Here is a 25,201-nt window from a genome sequence, read left to right as displayed (position 1 = left end):
CGCAGGGCGTGGCTCAGCTCAGTTCAGAGAGCATCTTCTGCGCACGGGCTTTGAGGGTGCCGGTCGATTCGGCAATGACTTCCTCAATCAGCGTGCGGGCACCATCGCTGTCGCCAATGGTGTTGAACTCTTGCGCCAGTGCCAGCTTGGTAGCCAGAGGGTCATCGTTCAGGCCTGCAGCGGCGGTTGCCTCTTCATCGCGCTGGGTTGAACCGGCTACCGAGGCGGTGGCCGCAGGAGTGTTCAGATCCAGCGAGATGCTGCCGAGGTCAAACTCCATCAGGCCCGACTCGGATGGCGTGTAAGGCAGCTCGCCGGGTTTGCTTTCCAGTGAGTCAGGCCGGGTGTCCAGTGTAGGCATGTCCACCATGGGCATGTCCAGCACAGAAGGCGGGGCGACCGCAGGTGCTGCCGATGGTGCGGTAGGTGGGGTCCAGGCGGGTTGCGTGGACAGCAGGCTGTCCATGGGATCTGGCTCCATTGCTGCCATGGCAGCGGGAACTGCTGCTGCCTGGGCGCTGGCAGCAGCGGCTGCAAAGCTGCCTGCAGATGCTGCCGGTGCGTCGGTCAGTGCATCGTCGGGCAGATCGAGGTCCAGATCGAGATCCAAGTCCATATCGGGCGGCAGCATACTGTCCGGGGCGCTCAGCGACACGGCTGGCGCACTGGTGGGGCGGCCACCTGGCTGGTACAGGGTGTTGTCGGGATCGAGGTTGCGGCCCAGTTCAGCAATGCGGTTCCAATCCGGGCCTTCGCCCTGGGTCAGGCTGTGGATTTCTGTGGCGACGGCTTCCAGCGCCTTGCGGTCTTGGCGCTTGGCATAGATTTCGCCCAGCTTGGCATGTACCGACACGCGGGCTGGGTTGTGGCGCACAGCCTCTTTGAGAATTTCTTCGGCCTGCAGGTCACGGCCATAGGCGAGGTACACGTCGGCTTCAGCGACCGGGTCCACATCGCCACCCGCATCGAGCTGGCTGGGCGAGTAAGCCATGGAAGAGCCGCCGGTGGTCGAGTCGTTACCGGCAGTGTCCACGCGCTGGCCGCCGCTGGCGCCGAAGAAGGAATCAGGCTGCAGGCGGCTTTCCAGGAAAGAGCTGTCCATACCCGCACCATTGCGGCGGCGCTGCACCACACGCCAGGCACCGTAGCCCAGCAGCAGGGCGAGCAGGCCGCCACCGGCCAGCGGAATCATGGGGTCATCCATCAGGCTGGAGATGAAGCCAGGTTCTTCTGCAGGCGCTGGCTGCGGCATGGGTGCAGGCACCACCACGGGCGTCGCTGGGGCCGACGCAGCCTCGGCGGCTTCGCTGGCCGCCGAGGCTGCGGGTTCTGCGGTGGCTGGAGTGGCTTCAGGGGCCGAAGCCTCGGGCAATGCGACTTCGGCGGCAGATGCGGGTGCTTCCGGTGCTGCCACGCCAGGGACGGCAATGCCGGGAATCGCTGGCTCGCTGGCGGCCACTGCGGCAGGGCTGGCGGCGGCGCCTGGAGCGGCCGATGCAGCGCTGAGCTTGTTCAGTTCGCTGATGTTTTTGGACAACTCTTCTGCGCGGGCAGAGGCCTCGTTGGCCTGCTTGCGCTGGGCGAGCTGTTCCTCAGTGGATTTCTTGCCTTGTACGGCGCCCTTGGACAGCGTGAGCTTGTCGGGAGCTGTGCTGCTGGCACGCTGGTCGTCCACCTGGGTTTGCACCTTGCCGGTGGCGGCGCGGCTGGATGCGGCTACCTCGGCCGTCGGTGCGGCACCTGCCAGCTTGCGGCGGAACTCATTGAAGTCGCGGCTTTGCGCAGCCAAGATTTTGCGCGCTTCGCCGTTAGGCGTGGCGCTGGCCTCGGCGGTGCCGGGTAATTGCAGCACGGCACCGGCCTTGAGGCGGTTCACGTTGCCCTGGATAAAGGCGTCGGGATTGGCGCGCACGAGTGCGACGAGCATCTGATCCAGCGAGACATCCGCCGGGCGATGGGCACTGGCAATGCGTCCCGCTGTATCGCCGGCCTTGACGGTAACGCTGTCGCTTGATGCGGGTGCTGCGGCTGCAGGAGCAGGGCGTGCAATTGCAGGGGTGCGGGTTGCGGCGGCAGGGCTGGGTTTTTCGGGTGCAGACACCTGGGCCTGCGCTGTGGGTGCTGCAGGCGCACGGCGCAAGGCAGGCGGATCAAACAGCATGGTGTAGCTGCGCGTAATGCGGCCGGTGCTCCAGTTGGCCTCGACCACCAGATCCACGAAGGGGTCGGTGATGGCACGGTCGCTGGTGACGTGCAGCACTGCGCGACCATCAGGGCGACGCAGGAACTTGATCTGCACCTTGGGAATGGCCGGAGAATATTCCATGCCCTGGGCGCGGAAGACTTCCGGGCTGGCGGGGGCTACCCGCAGCGAGTCGGCCTCGGCGGCGGTGACTTGCGGCAGATTGATCTCGGCGCGCAGGGGCTCGCCCAATGCGGATTGCACCGTGATGGGGCCCAGGGACAAGGCCCAAGCGTCTGGCGTGTGCAAGCCAACGGTTGCCACGGCCGCAGCCGCCAGTGCAGAAAATTTCCAACGATGCATGGTTGCAATCAACTGTTTTGGTTTTGAGGCTCGGTGGAGCGGATTGCTGTTTTTCATGGTCGGATGCCCGCTGCGCTCCAGCGTTAAAGAATGTGTAAAAGCACCATAGCAGCAATGTTTTGCACTGACAAGCTAACGTAGTGGCGAAGCTCTGGCCTGGCCCCGGAACGGCCTTTCCCGGGGGGATGGGTGTTGCCCGATGACAACGAGCGTAACAAGTTGTTTTTGCGTGAATTTGCGCGCACGATGAGGGTCGCAGCACTGGTGGGGTGCTGCGGCCGGTGGCGATCAGGCGCCCAGCAAGATACGCAGCATGCGGCGCAGCGGCTCGGCGGCGCCCCAGAGCAACTGGTCGCCCACAGTGAAGGCGCCCACATATTCAGGCCCCATGGCCAGCTTGCGGATGCGGCCCACGGGAATCTGCATGGTGCCCGTCACGGCCACGGGCGTGAGGTCGCGAATCGTCGCTTCGCGGGTGTTGGGCACCACTTTCACCCATTCATTGTCGGCCGCAATCATGGCCTCGATGTCAGCCGACGGCACGTTCTTCTTGAGTTTGAAGGTCAACGCCTGGCTGTGGCAGCGCATGGCCCCCACGCGTACGCAGAAACCATCGACCGGAATGGCGGCCGAGCCAAACCCCTCACCCATGCCCAGAATCTTGTTGGTTTCGGCCATGCCTTTCCATTCTTCCTTGGACATGCCCCAGCCCGGCTCGTCTTGTGCGTGGCCGAGGCCCAGGTCCTTGTCGATCCAAGGAATCAGGCTGCCGCCCAGGGGCACGCCGAAGTTGGCGGTCTCAAGCCCGGTCAGGGCGCGTTGCTTGGCGATGACCTTGCGGTCGATCTCCAGGATGGCGCTCTTGGGGTCGTCCAGCAGTGCCTTTACCTCGGCGTTCAGCGTGCCGTATTGCGTGAGCAACTCGCGCATGTGCTGCGCGCCGCCGCCGCTGGCGGCCTGGTAGGTTTGCGTGCTCATCCACTCCACCAAGCCTGCCTTGTACAGTGCGCCCACGCCCATCAGCATGCAGCTCACGGTGCAGTTGCCGCCCACCCAGTTCTTGCCACCCTTGGCCAGCGCGTCCTTGATGACGGGCATGTTGACCGGGTCGAGCACGATGACGGCGTCGCCGTTCATGCGCAAGGTCGAGGCGGCGTCGATCCAGTGCCCGTTCCAGCCCGCAGCGCGCAGCTTGGGGAACACTTCGGTGGTGTAGTCGCCGCCCTGTGCGGTGATGATGATGTCGCAGCGCTTCAATGCGTCGATGTTGAACGCATCCTGCAGCGTGGTTTCGTTCTTTGCCTGGGCGGGCGCCTTGCCGCCGGCGTTTGAGGTGGAGAAGAACAAGGGCTCGATCAGATCGAAGTCCTTCTCTTGCGCCATGCGGTCCATCAAGACCGAGCCAACCATGCCGCGCCAGCCAACCAACCCTACCAACTTACTCATTTCAACGCCCTTTCAAAGTAAAAACAGTGCCAGACCAGACTGTTTACCCCCGGCTCGTCTGGCCAGGGAGGGCGCACGACGAACCGGAGCTGGATCAGCCCTTAATGGTCGTGGTTTTGGTGGTGCTTGCGCGCGCAGCCGCACCGGCCAAGGCGGAGGGTGCGAGGTTCGGGGCGAACGGGTGGGCGGCGAGCATGGGTTGCGATTGTACTGGAAGGAATCTTCCGTCTTCCAGGACCAGCGTTCGCAAAACGCGGCGACGGGCAACGCGAAGACGGGCCAATCCAATGAGTCTTGACTGGAATCAAGAAAGACCCTACTAGAAACATTACATTATTGTTTTCAGTGCGAATCCCCAAATGGCTCTTGGACCTCTAGAACTCTACCGTGATAAAGACCACGCTTGCTTGATGTTTTCCGACCTTGTCGAAGAAGACGGCCAAGCAGTACAAGCGAACCAATTTTTGATTGTGGATGGCGATACCGGCGCCATCATCGACCCGGGCGGCAACCTGGCTTACAACGAGTTGTTCATCGGCATGTCAAAGCATTTCCCGCCGCAAAAGCTCTCGTACCTGCTCGCTTCGCATGCCGATCCGGACATCATCGCGTCGCTCGACCGTTGGTTGACCAGCACCAGGGCCACGCTGGTCATCTCGCGCGTGTGGGAGCGCTTCGTGCCCCATTTCACCAAGGTTGGCAAAACCGAGGGCCGGGTGATTGGCGTGCCCGATGGCGGCGGTCACCTTCCTTTGGGCCGACATAGCCTCGTATTGCTGCCGGCGCACTTCATGCACTCTGAAGGCAATTTCCATTTCTACGATCCGGTCAGCCGTATCTTGTTCACGGGCGACCTGGGGGTTTCGATGACCTCGGGCACAGAGGCGCGGGTTCCGGTGACGGATTTGACGCCGCACATTCCGCGCATGGAGGGTTTCCATCGCCGTTACATGGTGTCCAACAAAATCCTGCGTCTCTGGGTGCGCATGGTGCGCCAGCTCGATATTTCCATGCTGGTGCCGCAGCATGGGGCGCCCATCCAGGGCCCGAAGGCTATCAGCCAGTTTTTCGACTGGATCGAAAACCTGATGTGTGGCGTCGATCTGTTTGATGACCGGGCGTACCAGTTGCCCACGGCAAAAATCGATCCCATCGTGCGTTAGTTAGCAGGCGCGCCTCGGGCCGCAGTGTGTCGTGCGCTATCGATGCTTTGGGCAATGAAAAAGGGCAACCCGAGGTTGCCCTTTTGAGCGTTGTGGCCCTGCTGCTTTTCTTTTAAGCGAGCGCTCGCACCACGGCATCGCCCATCTCCGCAGTCCCCACCTTGGTGGTGCCCGCGCTGTAAATATCCGGCGTGCGCAGCCCCTGTGCCAGTACCTTTTGCACGGCCGCCTCGATGCGCTGGGCGGCTTCTTCCTGGTTCAGGCTGAAGCGCAGCATCATGGCGGCGCTCAAGATGGTGGCCAGCGGGTTGGCCACGCCTTTGCCCGCGATGTCGGGGGCGCTGCCGTGGCTGGGTTCGTACAGGCCCTGGTTTTTGCTGTTCAGGCTGGCCGAAGGCAGCATGCCGATGGAGCCGGTGAGCATCGAGGCTTCGTCGCTGAGGATGTCGCCGAACATGTTGCCGGTCACCACCACGTCAAACGCCTTGGGGGCCTTGACCAGCTGCATGGCGGCGTTGTCCACGTACATGTGCTGCAGCTCGACGTCGGGGTATTCCTTGTGCACGTCGGTGACAACATCTTTCCAGAACTGGAAGGTTTCCAGCACGTTGGCCTTGTCGACGCTGGTGACCTTTTTGCTCCGCTTGCGGGCGGCCTGGAAGGCGACGTGGGCGATGCGCTCGATCTCGGGGCGGCTGTAACGCATGGTGTCAAACGCTTCTTCGGCACCGGGGAAGTGGCCATCGGTGGCCACGCGGCGACCACGCGGCTGGCCAAAGTAGATGTCACCCGTCAGCTCGCGGATGATGAGGATGTCCAGGCCGGAGATCAGCTCGGGCTTGAGGCTGGAGGCGTTGACCAGCTGCTCATAACAAATGGCGGGGCGGAAGTTGGCGAACAGGCCCAGGTGTTTGCGCAGGCCCAGAATGGCTTGCTCGGGGCGCAGGGGGCGGTCAAGCTTGTCGTATTTCCAGTCGCCCACGGCGCCAAACAGGATCGCGTCGGCATCCTTGGCGAGCTGGAGCGTCGATTCGGGCAGGGGGTGGCCGTGGGCGTCATAGGCGGCGCCGCCGACCAGGGCGGATTCCATCTCGAACGGGAGGCCCAACACGTCGAGGACCTTGACGGCTTCGGCCACAATTTCGGTGCCAATGCCGTCACCGGGCAAAACTGCGATTTTCATGGGTTGCTTTTATTTTGATAGCTGCTAGCGCTTATCCCATAAGCGCTAGAGGCCAATTTTGTTTAAATATCAGGACGCCATCGAATGCGCCAGCCAGGGCTTGGTGGCCAGGCGCTGGGCTTCAAAGGCTTTGATCTTGTCGGACTGGCGCAGGGTCAGGCCGATGTCGTCAAAGCCATTGAGCAGGCAGTACTTGCGGAAAGCCTGCACGTCGAACGGAATCTCTTCGCCCTGGGGGCGCACGATGACCTGGCGCTCCAGGTCGATGGTGAGCTGGTAGCCGGGGAAGGCCGCCACTTCGTCGAACAGTTGCGCCACGGTGGCCTCGGGCAGCACGATGGGCAGCAGTCCGTTCTTGAAGCAGTTGTTGAAGAAGATGTCGGCAAAACTGGGTGCGATGACGCAGCGAAAACCGTATTGGTCCAGCGCCCAGGGGGCGTGCTCGCGGCTGGAGCCGCAGCCAAAGTTCTTGCGCGCCAGCAGGATGGAGGCGCCCGCGTAGCGCGGCTGGTTCAGTACGAAGTCGGGGTTGGGTTTGCGGCTGGCCGGGTCTTGCCCCGGCTCGCCGTGGTCCAGGTAACGCCATTCGTCAAACAGGTTCACGCCAAAGCCGGTCTTCTTGATCGACTTCAAAAACTGCTTGGGGATGATGGCGTCGGTGTCGACGTTCTCGCGGTCCATGGGGGCGACGAGCCCCTTGTGCACGTTGAATTTCTGCATGTTGTGGTCTTCGTTTTACTTGGCAGCGCGTTCGATGGCGTGCCCGGCTTTGCCGATGTCCTGGCCCATGCCCTGGACGGTGTTGCAGCCGGCCAGCACGAAGGCGATCGACAGGACGATGAGGGTGGCGGTTTTTTTCATGGCGAAGTCCTTTCAGGCGAATTGGCGAATGTCAACGAAGTGGCCGTGCACGGCGGCGGCGGCGGCCATGGCGGGGCTGACCAGATGGGTGCGGCCGCCCGCGCCCTGGCGACCTTCGAAGTTGCGGTTGGAGGTAGAGGCGCAGCGCTCGCCGGGTTCGAGCCGGTCGGCGTTCATGGCCAGGCACATGCTGCAGCCGGGTTCGCGCCACTCAAAGCCAGCGGCGATAAAAATCTTGTCGAGGCCTTCGCGCTCAGCCTGCTCTTTCACCAGACCCGAGCCGGGCACGACCATGGCCAGCTTGACGTTGCTGGCGACTTTGCGGCCGATTTTCTTGACCACGGCAGCAGCTTCGCGCATGTCTTCGATGCGGCTGTTGGTGCACGAGCCGATGAACACCTTGTCGATGGTGATGTCGTTGATCGGCTTGCCGGGCTGCAGGCCCATGTAGGTCAGGGCGCGTTCGATGGCGCCACGCTTGTTGGCGTCCTTTTCCTTGTCGGGGTCGGGCACACGGGCGTCGATGCCCAGCACCATCTCGGGCGAAGTGCCCCAGGTCACTTGCGGCTGGATGTCGGCGGCGTCGAGCTTGACCACGGTGTCGAACACGGCGTCGGCGTCGGAGTGCAGCGTCTTCCAGTAATCAACAGCCTGGTCCCATTCCACGCCGGTGGGTGACAGGGGGCGGCCTTTGACATATTCAATCGTCTTGTCGTCCACGGCCACCAGGCCAGCGCGTGCGCCGGCTTCAATCGCCATGTTGCACACGGTCATGCGGCCTTCCATGCTCAAGGACCGGATGGCGCTGCCCGCAAACTCAATGGTGTAGCCCGTGCCGCCGGCGGTGCCAATCTTGCCGATGATGGCCAGCACCACATCCTTGGCCGTGATGCCGGGGGCCAGCTTGCCATCGACCTGCACCAGCATGTTCTTGGCCTTTTTGGCCAGCAGGGTTTGCGTGGCCATGACGTGCTCGACTTCGCTCGTGCCAATGCCGTGGGCCAGTGCGCCAAATGCGCCATGGGTGCTGGTGTGGCTGTCGCCGCAAACCACGGTCATGCCCGGCAGGGTGGCGCCGTTTTCAGGGCCAATGACGTGCACGATACCCTGGCGCTGGTGCATGAAGGGGAAAAATGCCGCAGGATGGATCTGCGCCATGTTGTCGTTCAGCGTGGTGATCTGCTCTTTGCTGATCGGGTCGGTGATGCCGTCATAGCCGTTTTCCCAGCCCGTGGTGGGTGTGTTGTGGTCGGCTGTGGCAACGATGGAGCTGGCGCGCCAGACCTTGCGACCGGTCTGGCGCAGGCCCTCAAATGCCTGTGGGCTGGTCACTTCGTGCACCAAGTGGCGGTCGATATAAAGGATGGACGTGCCGTCTTCTTCGGTGTGGACGACGTGCTCGTCCCAGATCTTGTCGTACAGGGTGCGTCCCATGGTGCTTCTCTTTCAGGTGGGGTGGTACAGATTTTAATGAGGCGCCGCTGGCGTTGGCGTTGCAAGGTGTTCGGCCAGCAGGCGGGCGGTGACGGGCAGGGCGTCGAAGTCGCGGGCCACCAGGCGCAGCTCGCGCTGGGCCCAGGCGTCGCGCAAAGGCACGGCCTGCAAGCGGCCCACGCCGTGCATCAGCGCAAAGGCGCGGTCGGGCAGCAGGCCCACGCCCAGGCCGTTGTCGATCATGCGGCACATGGCATCCAGGCCCGTGACCTGGATGCGCTGGCGCAACGGCCGACCGGCCGTGGCAGCGGCGGCGCGCATGGCCAGGCTGATGCTGCTGCCCGCATGCAGGCCAATGATGTCCCAGTCCAGTACTTCTTCAAAAAAGAGAGCGTCTTGCGCCGACAGGGCGTGCCCTTGCGGCACAACAAGCACAAGGTTGTCGGTGCGGTAGGGGCGGCTTTGCAGGGCGCTGGCGCCATGGCTGCCGGTATTGCACAGGCCCAAGTCGGCGGCCCCCTCCTGCACGGCGTGCAGCACATCGGGGCTCAGGTGTTCCTGCAGGTCGATCTTGATCTGGCTGTGCGTGCGTGCAAAGGAGCCCAGGTCTTCGGGCAGAAACTGGAAGATGGCCGAAATGTTGGCATGCACGCGCACATGGCCGCGCACGCCTTCGGCGTATTCGCTCAGCTCACCCTGCATGCGTTCCAGCCCAAAAAGCACAGTACGGGCGTGGTGCAACAGGCTCTCGCCGGCCGGGGTCAGGGTGACGCCCCGGCTGTGGCGGTAGAGCAGGGCGGTGTCTAAAGCGGCTTCCAGGTCGGATAGGCGCTTGCTGATGGCCGAGGCGGCCAGAAACTCGCGCTCGGCCGCTCGGCCAATGCTGCCCAGCTCGCACACCGCCACAAACAATTGCAGCGATGTCAGATCGATACGGCGCGCAAAACTGCGCTCGGAGCTTTTCATGGGGGTGTATTTGGCTTCTCATTTCGAGAAGTTTTGGCTATTTTCCCCTACGTTTATGTATCTAGCCATCGTCAAACGCGATGTCCATCATCTTGCGGAGTGGGGTGTCGTGGCAAAGCGATGGCTGCTGCACTATCAAAAATAGAGCTGCTTGCGCTCATGTCTAGGCTTATTGAAGGACATTTATAGCCAGAACACCCGTAAATTAAGCGCAAGAAGCTCACTTATTGATAGCTGCTCCGCTTGCCTCACCTTATACGTTGAGCGTGCTGCCGTGTTCCGGCACGGTGGCGTGCCAGCGCAGTTCGTGTGCAATGCGCTGGCGCAGCATGTCGGCGGCCTGCATTTCGCCGTGCACCACAAAGACCTGCTGGGGCGCTTGTTCCATGCTGCGCAGCCAGGCCAGGGTCTGGTTGGCGTCGGCATGGGCGGATGCGCTGGTCAGTTGCACCACCTCGGCGTGTATCTCCACTTCCTGGCCGTAGATGCGGATGCTCTTTTCACCGCTGGCAATGCGGGCGCCGCGCGTGCCGGGTGCCTGGTGGCCGGTGATGATGACCATGTTACGGCGGTCGCCAGCGTGCCGCGCCAGGTGGTGCAGCACGCGGCCGCCCGTGGCCATGCCGCTGGCCGACAAAATCACCATGGGCCCATGGTGGTGCGCCAGGGCCTTGGATTCGTCGGTGGTCTGCACCATGGTGGCGCTGTGCGAGAGGGCGTGCACTTCTTTATCGGTCAGCCGGTGCTCGGCCGGAAAGCGCTCAAACAGCCCGGTGGTGCTGACGGCCATGGGGCTGTCCAGAAACACCGGCAGCGATTTGGGGAGGGCGCCTTCCACCTTGAGCCGATGGATGGCGTGCAGCACCGACTGCGCGCGGCCCACGGCAAACACGGGCACCACGGCGACGCCGCTGCGCGCGACCAGGCGTTGCAGGGCGGGGCGCAGCTCTTGCAGCATGTCTTCGTGCGGGTGCTGGCGGTCGCCGTAGGTGGATTCGACCAGTACGGTATCGGCCTGGGGCGGCGCCTCGGGTGGGTTCATCAGCAGGTCGTCGGGGCGCCCGATGTCGCCCGAGAACAGGATGCGGCGCCCGCCCACTTCCAGCAGCACGCTGGCTGCGCCCAGGATGTGCCCGGCGTGGCTGAAGGTGACGCGCCAGCCCGGAATCGGCTCGAAACTTTTATGAAAGGCGTGCGTGCGCAACTGCTTCAGGCAGTGCAGCGCGTCCTGGCGGGTGTAGAGCGGCAGCGCCGGGGTATGTTTGGACAGCTGGTGGCGGTTGAGGTAGGCGGCGTCTTCTTCCTGCAAATGGCCGCTGTCGGGCAGCAGGATGGCGCACAGGTCGCGCGTGCCGGGCGTGCAATGGATGGGCTTGGTGTAGCCGTCCTTGGCCAACAGGGGCAGATAGCCGCTGTGGTCCAGGTGCGCGTGTGTCAGCACCACAGCATCGATCTGGTGGGGCGCGACCGGCAGGGGCTGCCAGTTGCGCAGGCGCAGCAGCTTGTAGCCCTGGAACAGGCCGCAGTCGAGCAACATGCAGTGCCCTTTGTGCCGCACAAGGTATTTGGAGCCGGTAACGGTACCTGTGCCCCCGAGGAAGGTGATGCTGACGGTCATGGTGATGGATCTCCTGAGGCCATGGTAACCCCGGGAGAGGTACTTCAACGCCTCGTTTTGGACATGAAAAAACCGCCTGGGCGCGGCGGCCGCAGGCGGTTTTTTGCAGAAACAGCGGTCAGCTGAAGAAGCTCTTGAGCTTGTCCGTCCAGCTCTCGCCGCTGGGCGAGTGGCGTCCGCCGCCTTTTTTCAGCGAATCTTCCAGCTCGCGCAGCAGCTTGCGCTGGTGCTCGGTGAGCTTGACCGGGGTTTCTACGGCGATATGGCAGTACAGGTCGCCGGGATAGCTGGAGCGCACGCCCTTGATGCCCTTGCCGCGCAGGCGGAACTGCTTGCCGGCCTGGGTGCCTTCGGGGATGTCGATGGCGGCCTTGCCCGCGAGCGTTGGTACCTCGATCTCACCGCCCAATGCCGCCGTGATGAAGCTCACGGGCACCTGGCAGTGCAGGTCGTCGCCGTCGCGCTCGAAGATGTCGTGTTTTTTCAGGCGGATCTCGATGTACAGGTCGCCCGGAGGCCCGCCGTTGGTGCCGGGCTCGCCATTGCCGGTGCTGCGGATACGCATCCCGTCGTCGATGCCGCCGGGAATCTTCACCTCCAGCGTCTTCTGCTTTTTCAGCTTGCCCTGGCCCTGGCAGGTGGTGCAGGGTTCGGGAATGATCTTGCCTGTCCCGCGGCAGTGCGGGCAGGTTTGTTGTACGCTGAAAAAGCCCTGGCGCATTTGCACCGTGCCTGCCCCTTGGCAGGTGCCGCAGGTCTTGGCGCTGGTGCCGGGTTTGGCGCCGCTGCCATGGCAGGTTTCACAGGCGTCCCATGAGGGGATGCGGATTTGCGCGTCCTTGCCACGGGCGGCTTCTTCGAGCGTGACTTCCATGGCGTAGCTCAGGTCGCTGCCGCGGTAGACCCGGCCAGCGCCGCCGCGGCCGCGGCCGCCGCTCTGGCCGAACATGTCGCCAAAAATGTCGCCAAAGGCTTCGGCAAAACCGCCAAAACCCTCGGCTCCCGGCCCGCCCGGGCCGCGCATGTTGGGGTCGACCCCGGCATGGCCGTACTGGTCGTAGGCGGCGCGCTTTTGCGCATCAGACAGCATCTCGTAGGCTTCTTTGGCCTCTTTGAACTTGTCTTCCGCAGCCTTGCCCGCATCACCCTGGTTGCGGTCGGGGTGGTGCTTCATCGCCAGCTTGCGATAGGCCTTCTTGATCTCGTCCTCGGAAGCGTTCTTGGGAACGCCGAGGACTTCGTAAAAGTCTCTTTTAGACATGAGTAGATGTGCCCGGTTGGAACAGGAACGCCGCGCAGGCGCCCTGGGCGGGGCCTGGCGCGGCGGCTTGGGTCAGCAACCGCTGCTCTTTAGCCCTTCTTGACTTCCTTGACCTCTGCGTCCACGACGTTGTCGTCGTCGGCGGCGGCTGGGCCGGCCGAGGCGGTGCTGCCTGCGTCGGACGCACCGCCAGTGGCGGCCTGGGCAGCTTGCGCGTCAGCGTACATCTTCTCGCCCAGCTTCTGGCTAGCGGCCATCAGGGCCGTGGTCTTCTCGTCGATCGCGGCCTTGTCTTCGCCCTTGAGGGCCTCTTCCAGGGCCTTCACGGCGGCTTCAATGCTTTCTTTCTCGCCAGCATCGAGCTTGTCGCCATGCTCGGTCAGGCTCTTGGTCACGCTGTGAACGGCGGCCTCGCCCTGGTTGCGCGATTGCACCAGTTCGAGTTTCTTCTTGTCGTCGGCGGCGTTCAGCTCAGCATCCTTCACCATCTGCTGGATCTCCTCTTCCGAGATGCCCGAGTTGGCCTTGATGGTGATCTTGTTTTCCTTGCCGGTGGCCTTGTCCTTGGCGCCGACGTGCAGGATGCCGTTGGCGTCGATGTCGAACGACACTTCGATCTGCGGCGTGCCACGCGATGCGGGTGGAATGCCTTCGAGGTTGAACTCGCCCAGCAGCTTGTTGCCCGAGGCAATCTCGCGCTCGCCCTGGAACACCTTGATGGTCACGGCCGGCTGGTTGTCGTCGGCGGTCGAGAAGGTCTGTGCGAACTTCGTCGGGATGGTCGTGTTCTTGGTGATCATCTTGGTCATCACGCCGCCCAGGGTTTCAATGCCCAGGGAGAGTGGCGTTACGTCCAGCAGCAGCACGTCCTTGCGGTCGCCCGACAGCACCTGGCCCTGGATGGCCGCTCCAACAGCCACGGCTTCGTCGGGGTTCACGTCCTTGCGGGGTTCCTTGCCGAAGAATTCCTTGACCTTCTCCTGCACCTTGGGCATGCGGGTCATGCCGCCGACCAGGATGACGTCGTTGATGTCGGAGACGCTGATGCCTGCATCCTTGATGGCGGTGCGGCAAGGGGCGATGGTGCGTTCGATCAGCTCGTCCACCAGGCTCTCCAGCTTGGCGCGGGTGAGCTTGATGTTCAGGTGCTTGGGACCCGAGGCATCGGCCGTCACATAGGGCAGGTTGATGTCGGTCGAGGCCGAGTTCGACAGCTCGATCTTGGCCTTTTCAGCGGCTTCCTTCAGGCGCTGCAGGGCCAGCACGTCCTTGGACAGGTCTACGCCCTGGTCTTTCTTGAACTCGCCGATGATGTAGTCGATGATGCGCTGGTCGAAGTCTTCGCCGCCCAGGAAGGTGTCGCCGTTGGTGGACAGCACCTCAAACTGTTTCTCGCCATCGACGTCAGCAATTTCGATGATGGACACGTCGAACGTGCCGCCGCCCAGGTCATAGACAGCAATTTTGCGGTCGCCCTTTTCTTGCTTGTCCAGGCCAAAGGCCAGTGCGGCAGCGGTAGGCTCGTTGATGATGCGCTTGACATCCAGGCCGGCAATGCGGCCCGCGTCCTTGGTGGCCTGGCGCTGGGCGTCATTGAAGTAGGCCGGTACGGTGATGACGGCTTCGGTGATGGGTTCGCCCAGGTAGTCCTCGGCGGTCTTCTTCATCTTGCGCAGCACTTCGGCGCTGATCTGTGGCGGTGCGAGTTTTTGGCCACGCACTTCGATCCAGGCGTCGCCGTTGTCTGCCTTGACGATGGTGTAAGGCATCAGGTCGATGTCCTTTTGCACTTCCTTTTCGTCAAACTTGCGGCCAATCAGGCGCTTGGAAGCGTAGATGGTGTTGCGCGGGTTGGTCACGGCCTGGCGCTTGGCCGAGGCACCGACCAGGATTTCGCCGTCTTCCTGGTAGGCAATGATGGACGGCGTGGTGCGCGCACCCTCGCTGTTTTCGATCACGCGCGTGGTGTTGCCTTCCATGATGGAAACGCAGCTGTTGGTCGTGCCCAGGTCGATACCGATGATTTTTCCCATGTTCTTCTCCGCGATGTCTTAAAGGTTTGGATAACTCGTAACTTGTGGATAACTTCCCCGGCTTCAAGCCGGGCAGGTGCATTTTTTATTGGGGCCCGGCGACCGTGACCAATGCCGGGCGCAGAATACGTTCGGCAATGGCATAGCCTTTTTGCAGCACGCTCACCACAGTGTTGGCCTCTTGGGCCGCAGGCACCACGCTGATCGCCTGGTGAAAGTGGGGGTCGAATTTTTCGCCTGTTGCAGGGCTGATCGGCAGGACCTTGTTGCGCTCCAGTGCCGCCAGCAACTGGCGCAGCGTGGCGCCCGAGCCTTCGAGCAGTTGTTCGGCCGTGGCGTTCTGGATGGCCAGTGCGGCTTCCAGGCTGTCGCAGACGGGCAGCAGGCCCTCTGCAAAACTCTCGACGCCGAATTTGCGCGCCTTGGAAACCTCGTCTTCGGCACGGCGGCGGGCGTTCTCCGCCTCGGCCTTGGCGCGCAGGAACTGGTCGGCCAGATCGGCGCTTTTGGCTTTGAGATCGGCCAGTTCATTCTGCAGGCGGCTCATCTCGTCGGAGGCGTGGGCTGCCATTGCGGCTTCCATTTCTTCGGGGGCCAGGGTGCCGTTATCGGGAGCAGAAGGATTGTTTTCGGACATGTCGATGGTTCTGAAGCTGTGAAGGGTCAGTGATTGCCTGCCACATTTAGGGGCAGGGCCCTGTATTTCAAGGCGCAGGGCAGAAAAAGGCGCCGCATGCACCTTTTTCCATCCGCAGAAGGCTCTGCAGGAGGCCGCCAGTGTACCGAAGCGGCACATCGGGCTATAATGCCTGGCTTTGCCTTACCACACTGCTACAGACGCAGCGGGTGGTTCTAATCCAGAAGGAGTATGCATGCGTCATTACGAAATCATTCTGTTGATCCACCCGGATCAAAGCGAGCAGGTTCCTGCCATGCTCGAGCGCTACAAGGGCATGATCACCGCTGGCGGTGGCAAGGTGCACCGCGTGGAAGACTGGGGCCGCCGTCAACTGGCGTACCTGATCAACAAGTTGGCCAAGGCCCACTACCTGTGCGTGAACATCGAAGCCGACCAGGCCGTGATGGCTGAACTGGAGCATGCCTTCAAGTTCAACGACGCCGTGCTGCGCCACCTGACGGTTCAGAAGAAGAAGGCCGATACGGGTCCTTCCTCGATGATGAAGACCGTTGAGCGCGAAGAAGCCCGCAAGGTCAGCCAGGCCGAATACGCCGCTGCCAACGAGCGCTGAGCCCACGCTTTCAAGGGGAGTGGAGAACCACGTAGCGATCAAGGCATGCATCGCCGAGGCCCAGGCCCTGCGATTCACGCCTGCCGGTGTGCCCGCCATCGAACTGCGCCTTGAGCACAGTTCAAAGCAGCAAGAAGCCGGTCAGATGCGCGAGGTGAATGCGGTCATGAAAGCGGTGGCTTTTGGCGCCATGGCAGAGCGGCTGGCCCGCCAGCCTATCGGCAGCCTCTGGCGCTTTACCGGTTTTCTGGCCACGCCGCGTAACGGCAAGCATCCAGTGCTCCACGTCCAGGATATTCAACAAGATTAATTTTCGAGAGGTCCGCAATGGCCACGTTCAAGAAATTCAACAAAGACAAGCGCCCCAAGCGCAACACCCAATCGCTGCTGTTCAAGCGCAAGCGCTTTTGCCGCTTCACCGTCACGGGCGTCGAAGAAATCGACTACAAGGACGTTGATACCCTGCGCGATTTCATCGCCGAAAACGGCAAGATCATCCCCGCGCGCCTGACCGGCACGCGCGCCATCTTCCAGCGCCAGCTCAACACCGCCATCAAGCGTGCCCGCTTCCTGGCCCTGGTGCCGTACAGCGACCAGCACAAGATCTAAGGAGCACAACCCATGCAAATCATTCTGCTCGACAAGGTTGTGAACCTCGGTAACCTCGGCGATCTCGTCAAGGTCAAAGACGGTTACGCCCGCAACTTCCTGATCCCTTCGGGCCGTGCGCGCCGCGCCACCATCGCCGCCAAGGCCGAGTTCGAAGCCAAGCGCGCCGAACTGGAAAAAGCCGCTGCTGAAAAGCTGGCCGCTTCGCAGGCTGACGGTGAAAAGCTCGCCGGCAAGGTCTTCAAGCTGACGCAAAAAGCCGGTGTGGACGGTCGCCTGTTCGGTTCGGTCACCAACGGCGACATCGCCGAAGAGCTGAACAAGCAAGGCCACAAGGTGCTGAAGTCGCAGATTCGTCTGCCCAACGGCCCCATCAAGACCATTGGCGACAACACCGTGAGCGTGTCTCTGCACACCGATGTGGTGGTGGACGTGACCGTTTCGGTCTACGGCGAAACTGCCTGATCGCGCACTGCGCCTCTGCAAAAACCGCCTCCGGGCGGTTTTTGTTTTTCTGGTGCTGCACGCCGCTGGTCATGCACCCGCTGTGCACGCTTTGTCCAGTGCTTTTCCACAGGCTGCGCACAGGCTTGTGCAATGACGCCAGCGACCGCCATTGATACGATCAAAGGCTTGCCCAAGGAACCCCATGTTTGATGTACCCCAGCCCGTGGACGACGGGTTCGTCCCCTATGACCGGCAGATCGCGCAACTGCGCGTGCCGCCGCACTCTATCGAGGCCGAATCGAGCGTGCTGGGTGGCCTGCTGCTCGACAACCATGCCTGGGACCGGGTGGGGGACTTGCTGGTCGAGAGCGACTTTTACCGGCACGAACACCAGATGATCTACACGGCCATTGCGGGACTGGTCAATGCCAGCAAGCCGGCCGATGTGATTACTGTTTACGAGAAGCTGCAAGGCCTGGGAAAATCCGAGGAAATTGGCGGACTGGTCTATCTGAATTCTCTGGCGCAGTATGTTCCCAGTGCCAGCAACATCCGGCGCTACGCCGAGATCGTGCGCGAGCGCGCCATCCTGAGGAAGCTCGTCACTGCCAGCGATGAAATTGCCACCAACGCTTTCAACACCCAAGGTCGGCCTGTAGACAAAATCCTGGACGAGGCCGAGCAAAAAATCTTCAACATCGGTGAAGAAGGCTCGCGCATGAAGCAGGGCTTTCAGGGCATGGATACCCTGGTGGTCAACCTGCTCGACCGCGTGCAGGAGATGGCGGACAACCCCAACGACATCACCGGCGTACCCACCGGGTTTATTGACCTGGACCGCATGACCTCGGGCCTGCAGGCGGGCGATATGGTGGTGCTGGCAGCGCGTCCGTCCATGGGCAAGACGGCGTTTGCCGTGAACATTGCCGAGCATGTGGCGCTGAACGAGGGTCTTCCGGTCGCCATCTTCTCGATGGAAATGGGCGCCGCCCAACTGGCGGTGCGTATCGTGGGTTCCATCGGCCGTATCGAACAAGGCCATTTGCGCACCGGCAAGCTCACCGACGATGAATGGCCGCGACTTACCGAGGCCATCGAGCGTTTGCGCAATGTTTCGCTGCACATCGACGAAACCCCGGGCCTGACCCCCAGCGAATTGCGCGCCAACGCCCGGCGCCTGGCGCGCCAGTGCGGCAAGCTGGGCCTGATCGTGGTGGACTATTTGCAGCTGATGAGCGGCTCGGCGGGTTCACAGGGCGAGAACCGCGCGACCGAGCTGGGCGAAATCTCGCGTGGCCTCAAGATGCTGGCCAAAGAGTTGCAGTGCCCGGTGATTGCGCTTTCTCAGCTCAACCGCAGTGTCGAGACCCGTACCGACAAGCGCCCCATGATGAGCGACCTGCGCGAGTCCGGCGCCATTGAGCAGGATGCGGACATCATCATGTTCATCTACCGCGACGACTACTACAACAAGGACAGCAAGGAGCCCAACGTCGCCGAGATCATCATCGGTAAGCAGCGCAACGGCCCCACCGGGACGGTCAAGCTGTTTTTCCAGAAATCGCAGACGCGCTTCGAGAGCCTGGCGCTGGGGTCTGGCGACGACTTCTGACCTTGCTTGCTCGATGGGTATGGCGGCGGTGTCGGGTTTTTCCAAGACGGGGCCTGCCCCAGCGTCCACACTGGCGGCTTTGCTTGAAAGGAGTTGAACCATGCGCTTGGGATACACGATTCTTTATGTGCCGGATGTGCGCGTTGCCCTGGCCTTTTATGGCAAGGCCTTTGGCCTGGCCACGCGCTTTGTGCACGAAAGCGGCGATTGGGGCGAGCTGGAGACCGGCAGCACCTCGCTCGCGTTCTGTTCGCACGGCCTGCTGGCGCAAATGGGCAAGACGGTGGCGCTGCCCGATGCCCGCAAGCCCTGCTTTGAAGTGGCGCTGGTCACCCCTGACGTGGCCGCTGCCTATGCGCAGGCGCTGGAACATGGCGCACAGTCCTTGCAGGCCCCGCAGGACATGCCCTGGGGCCAGACCGTGGCCTATGTGCAGGACCTCAACGGCTTCTGGGTGGAGCTGTGCACCCCTATGGGGTGAACGGCCCCAGATCGCCGTAACCTGATTGCAGCAGCAGCCCCAGGCGCTGCGGGTCGTGCTGCAACTGCCGGGGTGTGCAGCCCAGCCAGTGCCTGAATGCCAGGTTCATGTGGGGCTGGTCGGCCCAGTGGTGCAGGGCGGCCACTTCGGCCAGCGGCCAGTGGAGCTGCGCAGCCAGGCAGTGGGCCGTCTGGCGCACCCGTGCCAGGCTGCGCCAGAATGCAGGCGGGTGGGCGGTATGCCGGTGCAGCAGGCGTTCCAGCGTGCGCGGGCTCACGCCCAGGCTGCGGGCCGCCTGGGTGACGGAGGGTGCGTGCGCCAGTGCCTGCAGCGATTCTTCAACCCTGGCATCCAGCGTGCAGGTGTCGGCCAGCAGGGCCATGGCCTGCTGGCCATCGTCCAGTTCCAGGTCCAGCGCGTGCGTGCGCTGCAGCAGTGCTTCGGTGTCCACCTGGGTGCCGGGGGCCAGCCTGAAGCCGCACAGACGCGCCCCGGCAGGCAGGGCGATGGTTTCGGCCTGTGGCGACAGGGCATATACATGCCATTGCACCGGGCCGCCGGGCAAGGCAATGCCCACCAGGTCCTGGCAGCCGTCGGGCGGGATCCAGGCCTGTTCTTGCACCTGTGCAGCACAGGTATGCTGCCAGGTGCCAAGCAGGGGTGGGATGATCGGTCTCAGGGCTTACAGCACTTCGCTTGCAAAGTCCGCCAGGCGTGAGCGTTCGCCGCGTGCCAGGGTGATGTGGCCGCTGTGCGGCCAGCCCTTGAAGCGGTCCACCGCAAAGGTCAGGCCGGACGATCCTTCGGTGAGGTAGGGCGTGTCGATCTGTGCCAGGTTGCCCATGCAGATGATCTTGGTGCCCGGGCCGGCGCGCGTGATCAGCGTTTTCATCTGCTTGGGTGTGAGGTTTTGCGCCTCGTCGATGATCACGTACTTGTTCATAAACGTGCGCCCGCGCATGAAGTTCATGCTCTTGATCTTGATGCGGCTGCGGATCAGCTCGTTGGTGGCAGCGCGCCCCCATTCACCGGCGTTGCCGCCATCGCCCTTGGCGAGAAATTCGAGGTTGTCGTCGAGCGCACCCATCCAGGGACCCATCTTCTCCTCCTCGGTGCCGGGCAGGAAGCCGATGTCCTCGCCCACGCTGACAGTGGCGCGGGTCATGATGATCTCTGTGTAGCGGCGGTCGTCCAGCACCTGCGTGAGGCCTGCGGCCAGCGCCATCAGCGTCTTGCCGGTACCGGCCGTGCCGGCCAGGGTGACCAAATCGACCTCGGGGTCCATCAGCAGGTTGATGGCAAAATTTTGCTCACGGTTGCGCGTGGTCACGCCCCAGACAGCGTTCTTGGCGTGTCCGTAGTCCTTGAGGGTCTTGAGTACCGCAGTCTTGTCGCGGATTTCGCTCACCCGGGCGTACAGGCTGGGCTCGCCCGGGGCTTCAAAGTAAACGAACTGGTTGATCATCAGATGCGGCACGATCGGACCGCTGATACGGTAGTAGGTGTGCGCGCCACTCTGCCAGCTCTCCACCGACTTGCCATTGCGGCTCCAGAAGTCGGGTGGCAGCGGCAGCGAGCCGGAATACAGCAGATCACCGTCTTCCAGCACCTTATCGTTCTGGTAGTCCTCGGCCGGCAGGCCCAGGGCGCGTGCCTTGACGCGCATGTTGATGTCCTTGGACACCAACACCACTTCGCGCGGAGCGTGTAGTTTGCGCAGGGCCTCGACGACGCCCAGGATCTGGTTGTCGGCCTTGCCCTGGGGCAGGCTGGCAGGGAGCTGGTAGTCCAGCGTGGAGGTCTGGAAGAACAGGCTGCCACCGGCCGCGCGCTGGCCCGTGGAGTCGAGCTTGAGGCCCTTGCCCATGTCGGCGCCCTGCGCACCGGCCAGGGCGTCGAGGGAGCGGCTGACCTGGCGGCCGTTGCGCGCAACCTCGGTCATGCCTTTCTTGTGGGCATCCAACTCTTCGAGAACGATCATCGGCAGATAGATGTCGTGTTCCTCAAAGCGGAATAGGCTGGTCGGGTCGTGCAGCAGCACGTTGGTGTCCAGCACAAACAGCTTGGCCGGCCCTGTGCCGCGCGCCTTGCGGCTGCGTGCAGGAGGTGTGGCGGGGGCTTGCACCGGTGATGCGCTGGCAGCTGCGACCCGCGGTGCAGGTGCTGCTGGGGCCGGAGCGGTACGCCGTCCCCGGGTGGGGTGTGCCTCGGGCGCTGTCGAGGGTGGCGGTGCGGCGTCGGCCTTGCGCTGGGTGCTTTTGCGCTCGACGGGAGGCGTTGCAGCCGCTCTGCCGGGGGCGAGATAGGCTTCGGGAGCGAGAAGGGCGGCGCGCCTGGTGGGGGCGGGGGGCAGGGGCATGGTGCGGAAGGCCTCGGATCAGGTCGGTCTAGAAAGCAAAAAGCCGCCTGGATGCCAAGGCGGCTTGCGGGGAGTGGAGGGGCGTTGCGATGGGCAGCGGCATTGGGCCATTATGCATGGCACTGATGACACGACCGTGGCGCCCCTGCGGCACCCGTTCAGGCGGCCTTTTTCAGCGCATTGATGGACTTGACGGCCTTGAGGACTTCTTCGACATGGCCGGGCACCTTGAGGCCGCGCCACTCGAAAGCGACCAAGCCGTCAGGGCCGATGAGGAAGGTGCTACGCTCAATACCCTTGACCTTCTTGCCGTACATGATCTTGTTCTTGACCACGCCGAACATGTGGCACATTTTTTCTTCGGTGTCAGCGATGAGTTCAAAGGGCAGTTCCAGCTTTTCCTTGAATTCGTCGTGCGACTTCATGTTGTCGCGCGAAACGCCGAACAACGCCGCGCCAGCCTTGACGAAATCCTTGTACTTGTCGCGAAACTGCATGGCCTCGGTGGTACAACCGGGCGTGTTGTCCTTGGGGTAGAAGTACAGGATCAGGACCTGACCGTTGTGGGAGGTGTTGGAAACCTTGACACCGCTGGTCGCGTTGGCTTCGAATTCCGGGAGGGGTTTGTTGACAACGATCGCCATATGTCTTCTATCTCTCTGGGTGAGGTCGTTGAAAAACCGGTAGTGCGCGCATGTTCTTCTTATTGGGCTCTACCGGCTGCAACCTCGCATTTTAACCTGAAACAGGTGTTGTGGACTGGTAAGCAGGGGTATCAAGAATCAGTGCCGCCAGTACATGGCGTCCTTCGCCCGCAAGAATGTTGTAGGTGCGGCAGGCGGCGGCAGTGTCCATGGTCTCTACACCGATGCGCCGGGCCATCAGGGGCTGCAGCCAGGCAGGAGGCGCAAAGCGCAGTCGGCTGCCGCTGCCCAGCAACAGTACTTCGGCGTCGTGCAGGGCCAGTTCTGCAAAATGTTCTGCGGCCAGGTCTTCAAAGCGCGCACAGGGCCAGGGCAGGCGCAGGCCGCGGGAGCTGATGAGGATGCTGGACTGGATTTTCTCCGGCCCCACGCTGATCCAGCCGGGGCCGTATCCAGTGATGCTTTGGGAGTCGAATCGGTCAGGCTGGAATTTCATGGCGGCGTTGGGCGGGCGGTAGGGCGCGCATGGTGCGCAAAGGGGCCGGGTGCCCTGAAGCGGGGCGTGGAACTGTGGTCAAATTATAGGTTTCGCCGCAGGGTGTGCCTGTGGCAGGCCTTTGCCACTGTTCCACGACCGCGCATGAAAACCGTACTCAAGTCCACCAAACTCAACAACGTTCTCTACGATGTGCGCGGCCCCATCGTGGACGCGGCCCGGCAGATGGAGGACGAGGGCCAGAAGATCATCAAGCTCAACATCGGCAACATGGCGCCGTTTGGTTTCGATCCGCCCGAGGAGGTGGTGCAGGACATGGCGCGCAACCTGCCCGATTCGGCGGGTTACTCCGACAGCAAGGGCATCTTCGCGGCGCGCAAGGCCGTCATGCACTACACGCAGCAGCAGGGCATCGCGGGCGTCACGCTCGACGACATCTACCTGGGCAATGGCGCGAGCGAGCTCATCGTCATGGCGACGAACGCGCTGCTCAACGACGGCGACGAGCTGCTGCTGCCCGCGCCCGACTACCCGCTGTGGACGGCGGCCACCAGCCTCTCGGGCGGCGTGCCGGTGCACTACGTGTGCGACGAGTCCAACGGCTGGATGCCCAGCTTGGAGGACATGCGCGCCAAGATCACGCCGCGCACGCGCGGCATCGTGGTCATCAACCCCAACAACCCCACGGGCGCGCTGTATTCCGACGCGCTCTTGCGCGGCATCGTGCAGCTGGCGCGCGAGCACGACCTGGTGCTGCTGGTGGACGAGGTGTACGACAAAGTGCTGTACGACGGCGTGCGCCACACGGCCATGGCCAGTCTGTCCACCGACGTGCTCACGCTCACCTTCAACTCGCTCTCCAAGGCCTACCGTTCCTGCGGCTTCCGCGCGGGCTGGATGGTGGTCTCGGGCGACAAGCGGGCTGCGCGTGATTACATCGAGGGGCTGAACATGCTGGCCAACCTCAAGCTCGGCTCCAACGTGCCCGGGCAGTGGGCCATCCAGACGGCGCTGGGCGGCTACCAGAGCATCAACGACCTCGTCAAGGAAGGCGGGCGCCTGCGCCGCCAGCGCGATCTGGCTTACGAGCTGATCTCCAAGATTCCGGGCGTTACCTGCGTCAAGCCCCAGGCGGCGCTGTACATGTTCCCGCGCCTCGATCCCGAGATGTACCCCATCGAGGACGACCGCCAGTTCTTCATGGAGGTGCTGCGCGCCACGCGCGTGATGCTGGTGCAGGGCACGGGCTTCAACTACCCTGACAACCAGCATTTCCGCATCGTCTTCCTGCCGCACGAGGATGACCTGCGCGAGGCCATCGGCCGGCTGGCGGGCTTCCTGGCCCAGTACCGGCAGCGCCACACCAAGGTTTGATGCTATTGTTTTTGTAGCTTCTGGCGCTTGATAAATGGGCGTTCGAGGCATTTTTTACCGAAAGTTTTCTGATGAAACCCATCCAAGTAGGCCTGCTGGGCATCGGCACCGTCGGCAGCGGCGTGTTCAACGTGCTGCAGCGCAACCAGGAAGAAATCCGTCGCCGCGCCGGCCGTGGCATCGAGATCGCCATGGTGGCCGATCTGGACGTGGAGCGTGCCCGCAGCGTGGTGGGCGCGGGCGTGCAGGTGGTGAACGACGCGCGCGCTGTCATCGCCAACCCCGAGATCGACATCGTCATCGAGCTGATTGGTGGCTACGGTGTGGCCAAGGCGCTGGTGCTCGAAGCCATTGCGGCGGGCAAGCATGTGGTGACGGCCAACAAGGCCTTGCTGGCCGTGCACGGCAGCGAAATCTTTGCCGCAGCGTCGGCCCAGGGCGTGATGGTGGCTTTTGAGGCCGCCGTGGCGGGGGGCATCCCCATCATCAAGGCGCTGCGCGAAGGCCTCACCGCCAACCGCATCCAGTGGATCGCCGGCATCATCAACGGCACCACCAACTTCATCCTGAGCGAGATGCGCGACAAGGGCCTGGACTTTGACGCTGCCCTGCAAGACGCGCAGCGCCTGGGCTACGCCGAGGCCGATCCGACCTTCGACATCGAAGGCGTGGACGCCGCGCACAAGGTCACCATCATGAGCGCCATCGCGTTCGGCATTCCGGTGCAGTTCGACAAGGCCTACGTGGAAGGTATCACGAAGCTGGCTGCGGCCGACATCAAATACGCCGAGCAACTGGGCTACCGCATCAAGCTGCTGGGCATCACCAAGCGGGTCGCCAGCGGCATCGAGCTGCGCGTGCACCCCAGCCTGGTGCCGTCCAAGCGCCTGATCGCCAACGTCGAGGGCGCCATGAACGCCGTCGTGGTGCACGGCGACGCCGTGGGAACCACGCTGTACTACGGCAAGGGCGCGGGCTCCGAGCCCACGGCCAGCGCCGTGATCGCCGACCTGGTCGACATCGCCCGCCTGCACACCGCCGACCCGCACCACCGCGTGCCGCACTTGGCGTTCCAGCCGCACACGCTGGAGGGCGCCATGGGCGCGCTGCCCGTGCTGCCGATGAGCGAGGTGGTGACGAGCTACTACCTGCGCCTGCGCGTGGCCGACCAGGCCGGGGTGCTGGCCAAGGTCACCGGCATCCTGGCCGACGCTGGTATCAGCATCGACGCCATGCTGCAGCGCGAGGCGGACGAAGTGGGCGGCGAAGGCTCCACGCAAACCGACCTCATCATCCTCACGCACGACACACGCGAAGGCACCATGAACGAAGCCATCGCACAGATGCAGCAGCTCCCCACGGTGCTGGCCCCCATCACGCGCATCCGCAAGGAAGAGCTGAACTAACCCCTAGCGAGAC

Annotated in this window: 24 protein-coding genes; 9 read left to right on the top strand and 15 right to left on the bottom strand. The window is 63.0% G+C overall.

Translation table 11 applies throughout. The features are described from left to right. Positions 1-13: 13 nt before the first annotated feature. Positions 14-2,545 (bottom strand): FimV/HubP family polar landmark protein, encoded by a 2,532-nt coding sequence (locus ACYVOC_RS10970; RefSeq protein WP_461161820.1) that lies wholly within the window; start codon positions 2,543-2,545, stop codon positions 14-16. Between the two features lie 288 nt (positions 2,546-2,833). Continuing rightward, positions 2,834-3,991: an aspartate-semialdehyde dehydrogenase gene (gene asd, locus ACYVOC_RS10965; protein ID WP_461161819.1), complete on the bottom strand. Its 1,158-nt coding sequence runs from the start codon at positions 3,989-3,991 to the stop codon at positions 2,834-2,836. Between the two features lie 359 nt (positions 3,992-4,350). Here asd and ACYVOC_RS10960 point away from each other — a divergent pair, with 359 nt between their 5' ends. Then, complete coding sequence (locus ACYVOC_RS10960) at positions 4,351-5,154, top strand: oxygen-binding di-iron domain-containing protein (protein WP_461161818.1); 804 nt, start codon at positions 4,351-4,353, stop codon at positions 5,152-5,154. Between the two features lie 112 nt (positions 5,155-5,266). Here the strand turns inward: ACYVOC_RS10960 and leuB are convergent, their stop codons facing one another. The 9 genes from leuB to grpE all read right to left on the bottom strand — a co-directional run bounded on the left by leuB (position 5,267) and on the right by grpE (position 15,147). Further along, positions 5,267-6,337, bottom strand: coding sequence for a 3-isopropylmalate dehydrogenase (gene leuB, locus ACYVOC_RS10955; protein ID WP_116004422.1), 1,071 nt, complete (start codon positions 6,335-6,337; stop codon positions 5,267-5,269). A gap of 69 nt (positions 6,338-6,406) precedes the next feature. Then, the gene (gene leuD / locus ACYVOC_RS10950; RefSeq protein WP_461161817.1) at positions 6,407-7,057 is read right to left on the bottom strand and encodes a 3-isopropylmalate dehydratase small subunit; all 651 of its coding nucleotides are present in this window, start codon (positions 7,055-7,057) and stop codon (positions 6,407-6,409) included. A gap of 15 nt (positions 7,058-7,072) precedes the next feature. Continuing rightward, complete coding sequence (locus ACYVOC_RS10945; RefSeq protein WP_116004420.1) at positions 7,073-7,198, bottom strand: entericidin A/B family lipoprotein; 126 nt, start codon at positions 7,196-7,198, stop codon at positions 7,073-7,075. Positions 7,199-7,210: 12 nt separating this feature from the next. After that, entirely contained in the window at positions 7,211-8,632 is a 1,422-nt protein-coding gene (gene leuC / locus ACYVOC_RS10940; RefSeq protein WP_461161816.1) for a 3-isopropylmalate dehydratase large subunit, read from the bottom strand. Between the two features lie 33 nt (positions 8,633-8,665). After that, on the bottom strand, positions 8,666-9,598 hold the full coding sequence (locus ACYVOC_RS10935) for a LysR family transcriptional regulator (RefSeq protein ID WP_116004418.1): 933 nt from the start codon (positions 9,596-9,598) through the stop codon (positions 8,666-8,668). A gap of 253 nt (positions 9,599-9,851) precedes the next feature. Further along, positions 9,852-11,216 carry an MBL fold metallo-hydrolase gene (locus ACYVOC_RS10930; protein WP_461161815.1) on the bottom strand — a complete coding sequence of 455 codons (1,365 nt, stop codon included), beginning with the start codon at positions 11,214-11,216 and terminating at the stop codon, positions 9,852-9,854. Positions 11,217-11,334: 118 nt separating this feature from the next. Beyond that, complete coding sequence (gene dnaJ, locus ACYVOC_RS10925) at positions 11,335-12,477, bottom strand: molecular chaperone DnaJ (protein WP_461161814.1); 1,143 nt, start codon at positions 12,475-12,477, stop codon at positions 11,335-11,337. Positions 12,478-12,566: 89 nt separating this feature from the next. Then, on the bottom strand, positions 12,567-14,510 hold the full coding sequence (dnaK, locus tag ACYVOC_RS10920) for a molecular chaperone DnaK (protein ID WP_116004415.1): 1,944 nt from the start codon (positions 14,508-14,510) through the stop codon (positions 12,567-12,569). Positions 14,511-14,595: 85 nt separating this feature from the next. Beyond that, complete coding sequence (gene grpE / locus ACYVOC_RS10915) at positions 14,596-15,147, bottom strand: nucleotide exchange factor GrpE (RefSeq protein ID WP_116004414.1); 552 nt, start codon at positions 15,145-15,147, stop codon at positions 14,596-14,598. A 235-nt stretch (positions 15,148-15,382) separates the two neighbouring features. Between grpE and rpsF the strand changes: the two genes are divergently transcribed. From rpsF to ACYVOC_RS10885, 6 genes are all read left to right on the top strand, one after another. After that, entirely contained in the window at positions 15,383-15,760 is a 378-nt protein-coding gene (gene rpsF, locus ACYVOC_RS10910) for a 30S ribosomal protein S6 (protein ID WP_116004413.1), read from the top strand. A 19-nt stretch (positions 15,761-15,779) separates the two neighbouring features. Continuing rightward, positions 15,780-16,070, top strand: coding sequence for a primosomal replication protein N (gene priB / locus ACYVOC_RS10905; protein WP_116004412.1), 291 nt, complete (start codon positions 15,780-15,782; stop codon positions 16,068-16,070). 17 nt (positions 16,071-16,087) lie between these two features. After that, positions 16,088-16,369 (top strand): 30S ribosomal protein S18, encoded by a 282-nt coding sequence (rpsR, locus tag ACYVOC_RS10900; RefSeq protein WP_005795932.1) that lies wholly within the window; start codon positions 16,088-16,090, stop codon positions 16,367-16,369. A gap of 12 nt (positions 16,370-16,381) precedes the next feature. After that, positions 16,382-16,834 (top strand): 50S ribosomal protein L9, encoded by a 453-nt coding sequence (gene rplI, locus ACYVOC_RS10895; protein WP_461161813.1) that lies wholly within the window; start codon positions 16,382-16,384, stop codon positions 16,832-16,834. Positions 16,835-17,018: 184 nt separating this feature from the next. Beyond that, positions 17,019-18,428: a replicative DNA helicase gene (gene dnaB, locus ACYVOC_RS10890; RefSeq protein ID WP_116004410.1), complete on the top strand. Its 1,410-nt coding sequence runs from the start codon at positions 17,019-17,021 to the stop codon at positions 18,426-18,428. 100 nt (positions 18,429-18,528) lie between these two features. Then, positions 18,529-18,909, top strand: coding sequence for a VOC family protein (locus ACYVOC_RS10885; protein ID WP_461161812.1), 381 nt, complete (start codon positions 18,529-18,531; stop codon positions 18,907-18,909). Here the strand turns inward: ACYVOC_RS10885 and ACYVOC_RS10880 are convergent. The 4 genes from ACYVOC_RS10880 to ACYVOC_RS10865 all read right to left on the bottom strand — a co-directional run bounded on the left by ACYVOC_RS10880 (position 18,899) and on the right by ACYVOC_RS10865 (position 22,408). Next, positions 18,899-19,531, bottom strand: coding sequence for an AraC family transcriptional regulator (locus ACYVOC_RS10880; RefSeq protein WP_116004408.1), 633 nt, complete (start codon positions 19,529-19,531; stop codon positions 18,899-18,901). The genes ACYVOC_RS10885 and ACYVOC_RS10880 overlap by 11 nt on opposite strands. Before the next feature lie 60 nt (positions 19,532-19,591). Continuing rightward, positions 19,592-21,268 (bottom strand): PhoH family protein, encoded by a 1,677-nt coding sequence (locus ACYVOC_RS10875; RefSeq protein ID WP_116004407.1) that lies wholly within the window; start codon positions 21,266-21,268, stop codon positions 19,592-19,594. 158 nt (positions 21,269-21,426) lie between these two features. Continuing rightward, positions 21,427-21,912, bottom strand: coding sequence for a peroxiredoxin (locus ACYVOC_RS10870; protein WP_116004406.1), 486 nt, complete (start codon positions 21,910-21,912; stop codon positions 21,427-21,429). A 91-nt stretch (positions 21,913-22,003) separates the two neighbouring features. Continuing rightward, the gene (locus ACYVOC_RS10865) at positions 22,004-22,408 is read right to left on the bottom strand and encodes an Mth938-like domain-containing protein (protein WP_116004405.1); all 405 of its coding nucleotides are present in this window, start codon (positions 22,406-22,408) and stop codon (positions 22,004-22,006) included. Between the two features lie 144 nt (positions 22,409-22,552). Here ACYVOC_RS10865 and ACYVOC_RS10860 point away from each other — a divergent pair, with 144 nt between their 5' ends. Beyond that, positions 22,553-23,782, top strand: coding sequence for a pyridoxal phosphate-dependent aminotransferase (locus ACYVOC_RS10860; protein WP_461161811.1), 1,230 nt, complete (start codon positions 22,553-22,555; stop codon positions 23,780-23,782). 71 nt (positions 23,783-23,853) lie between these two features. Next, positions 23,854-25,188, top strand: coding sequence for a homoserine dehydrogenase (locus ACYVOC_RS10855; RefSeq protein WP_461161810.1), 1,335 nt, complete (start codon positions 23,854-23,856; stop codon positions 25,186-25,188). Positions 25,189-25,201 lie beyond the last annotated feature (13 nt).

Source organism: Simplicispira piscis, from assembly GCF_054783455.1.
This window is presented reverse-complemented; position numbering and strand designations above follow the sequence as displayed.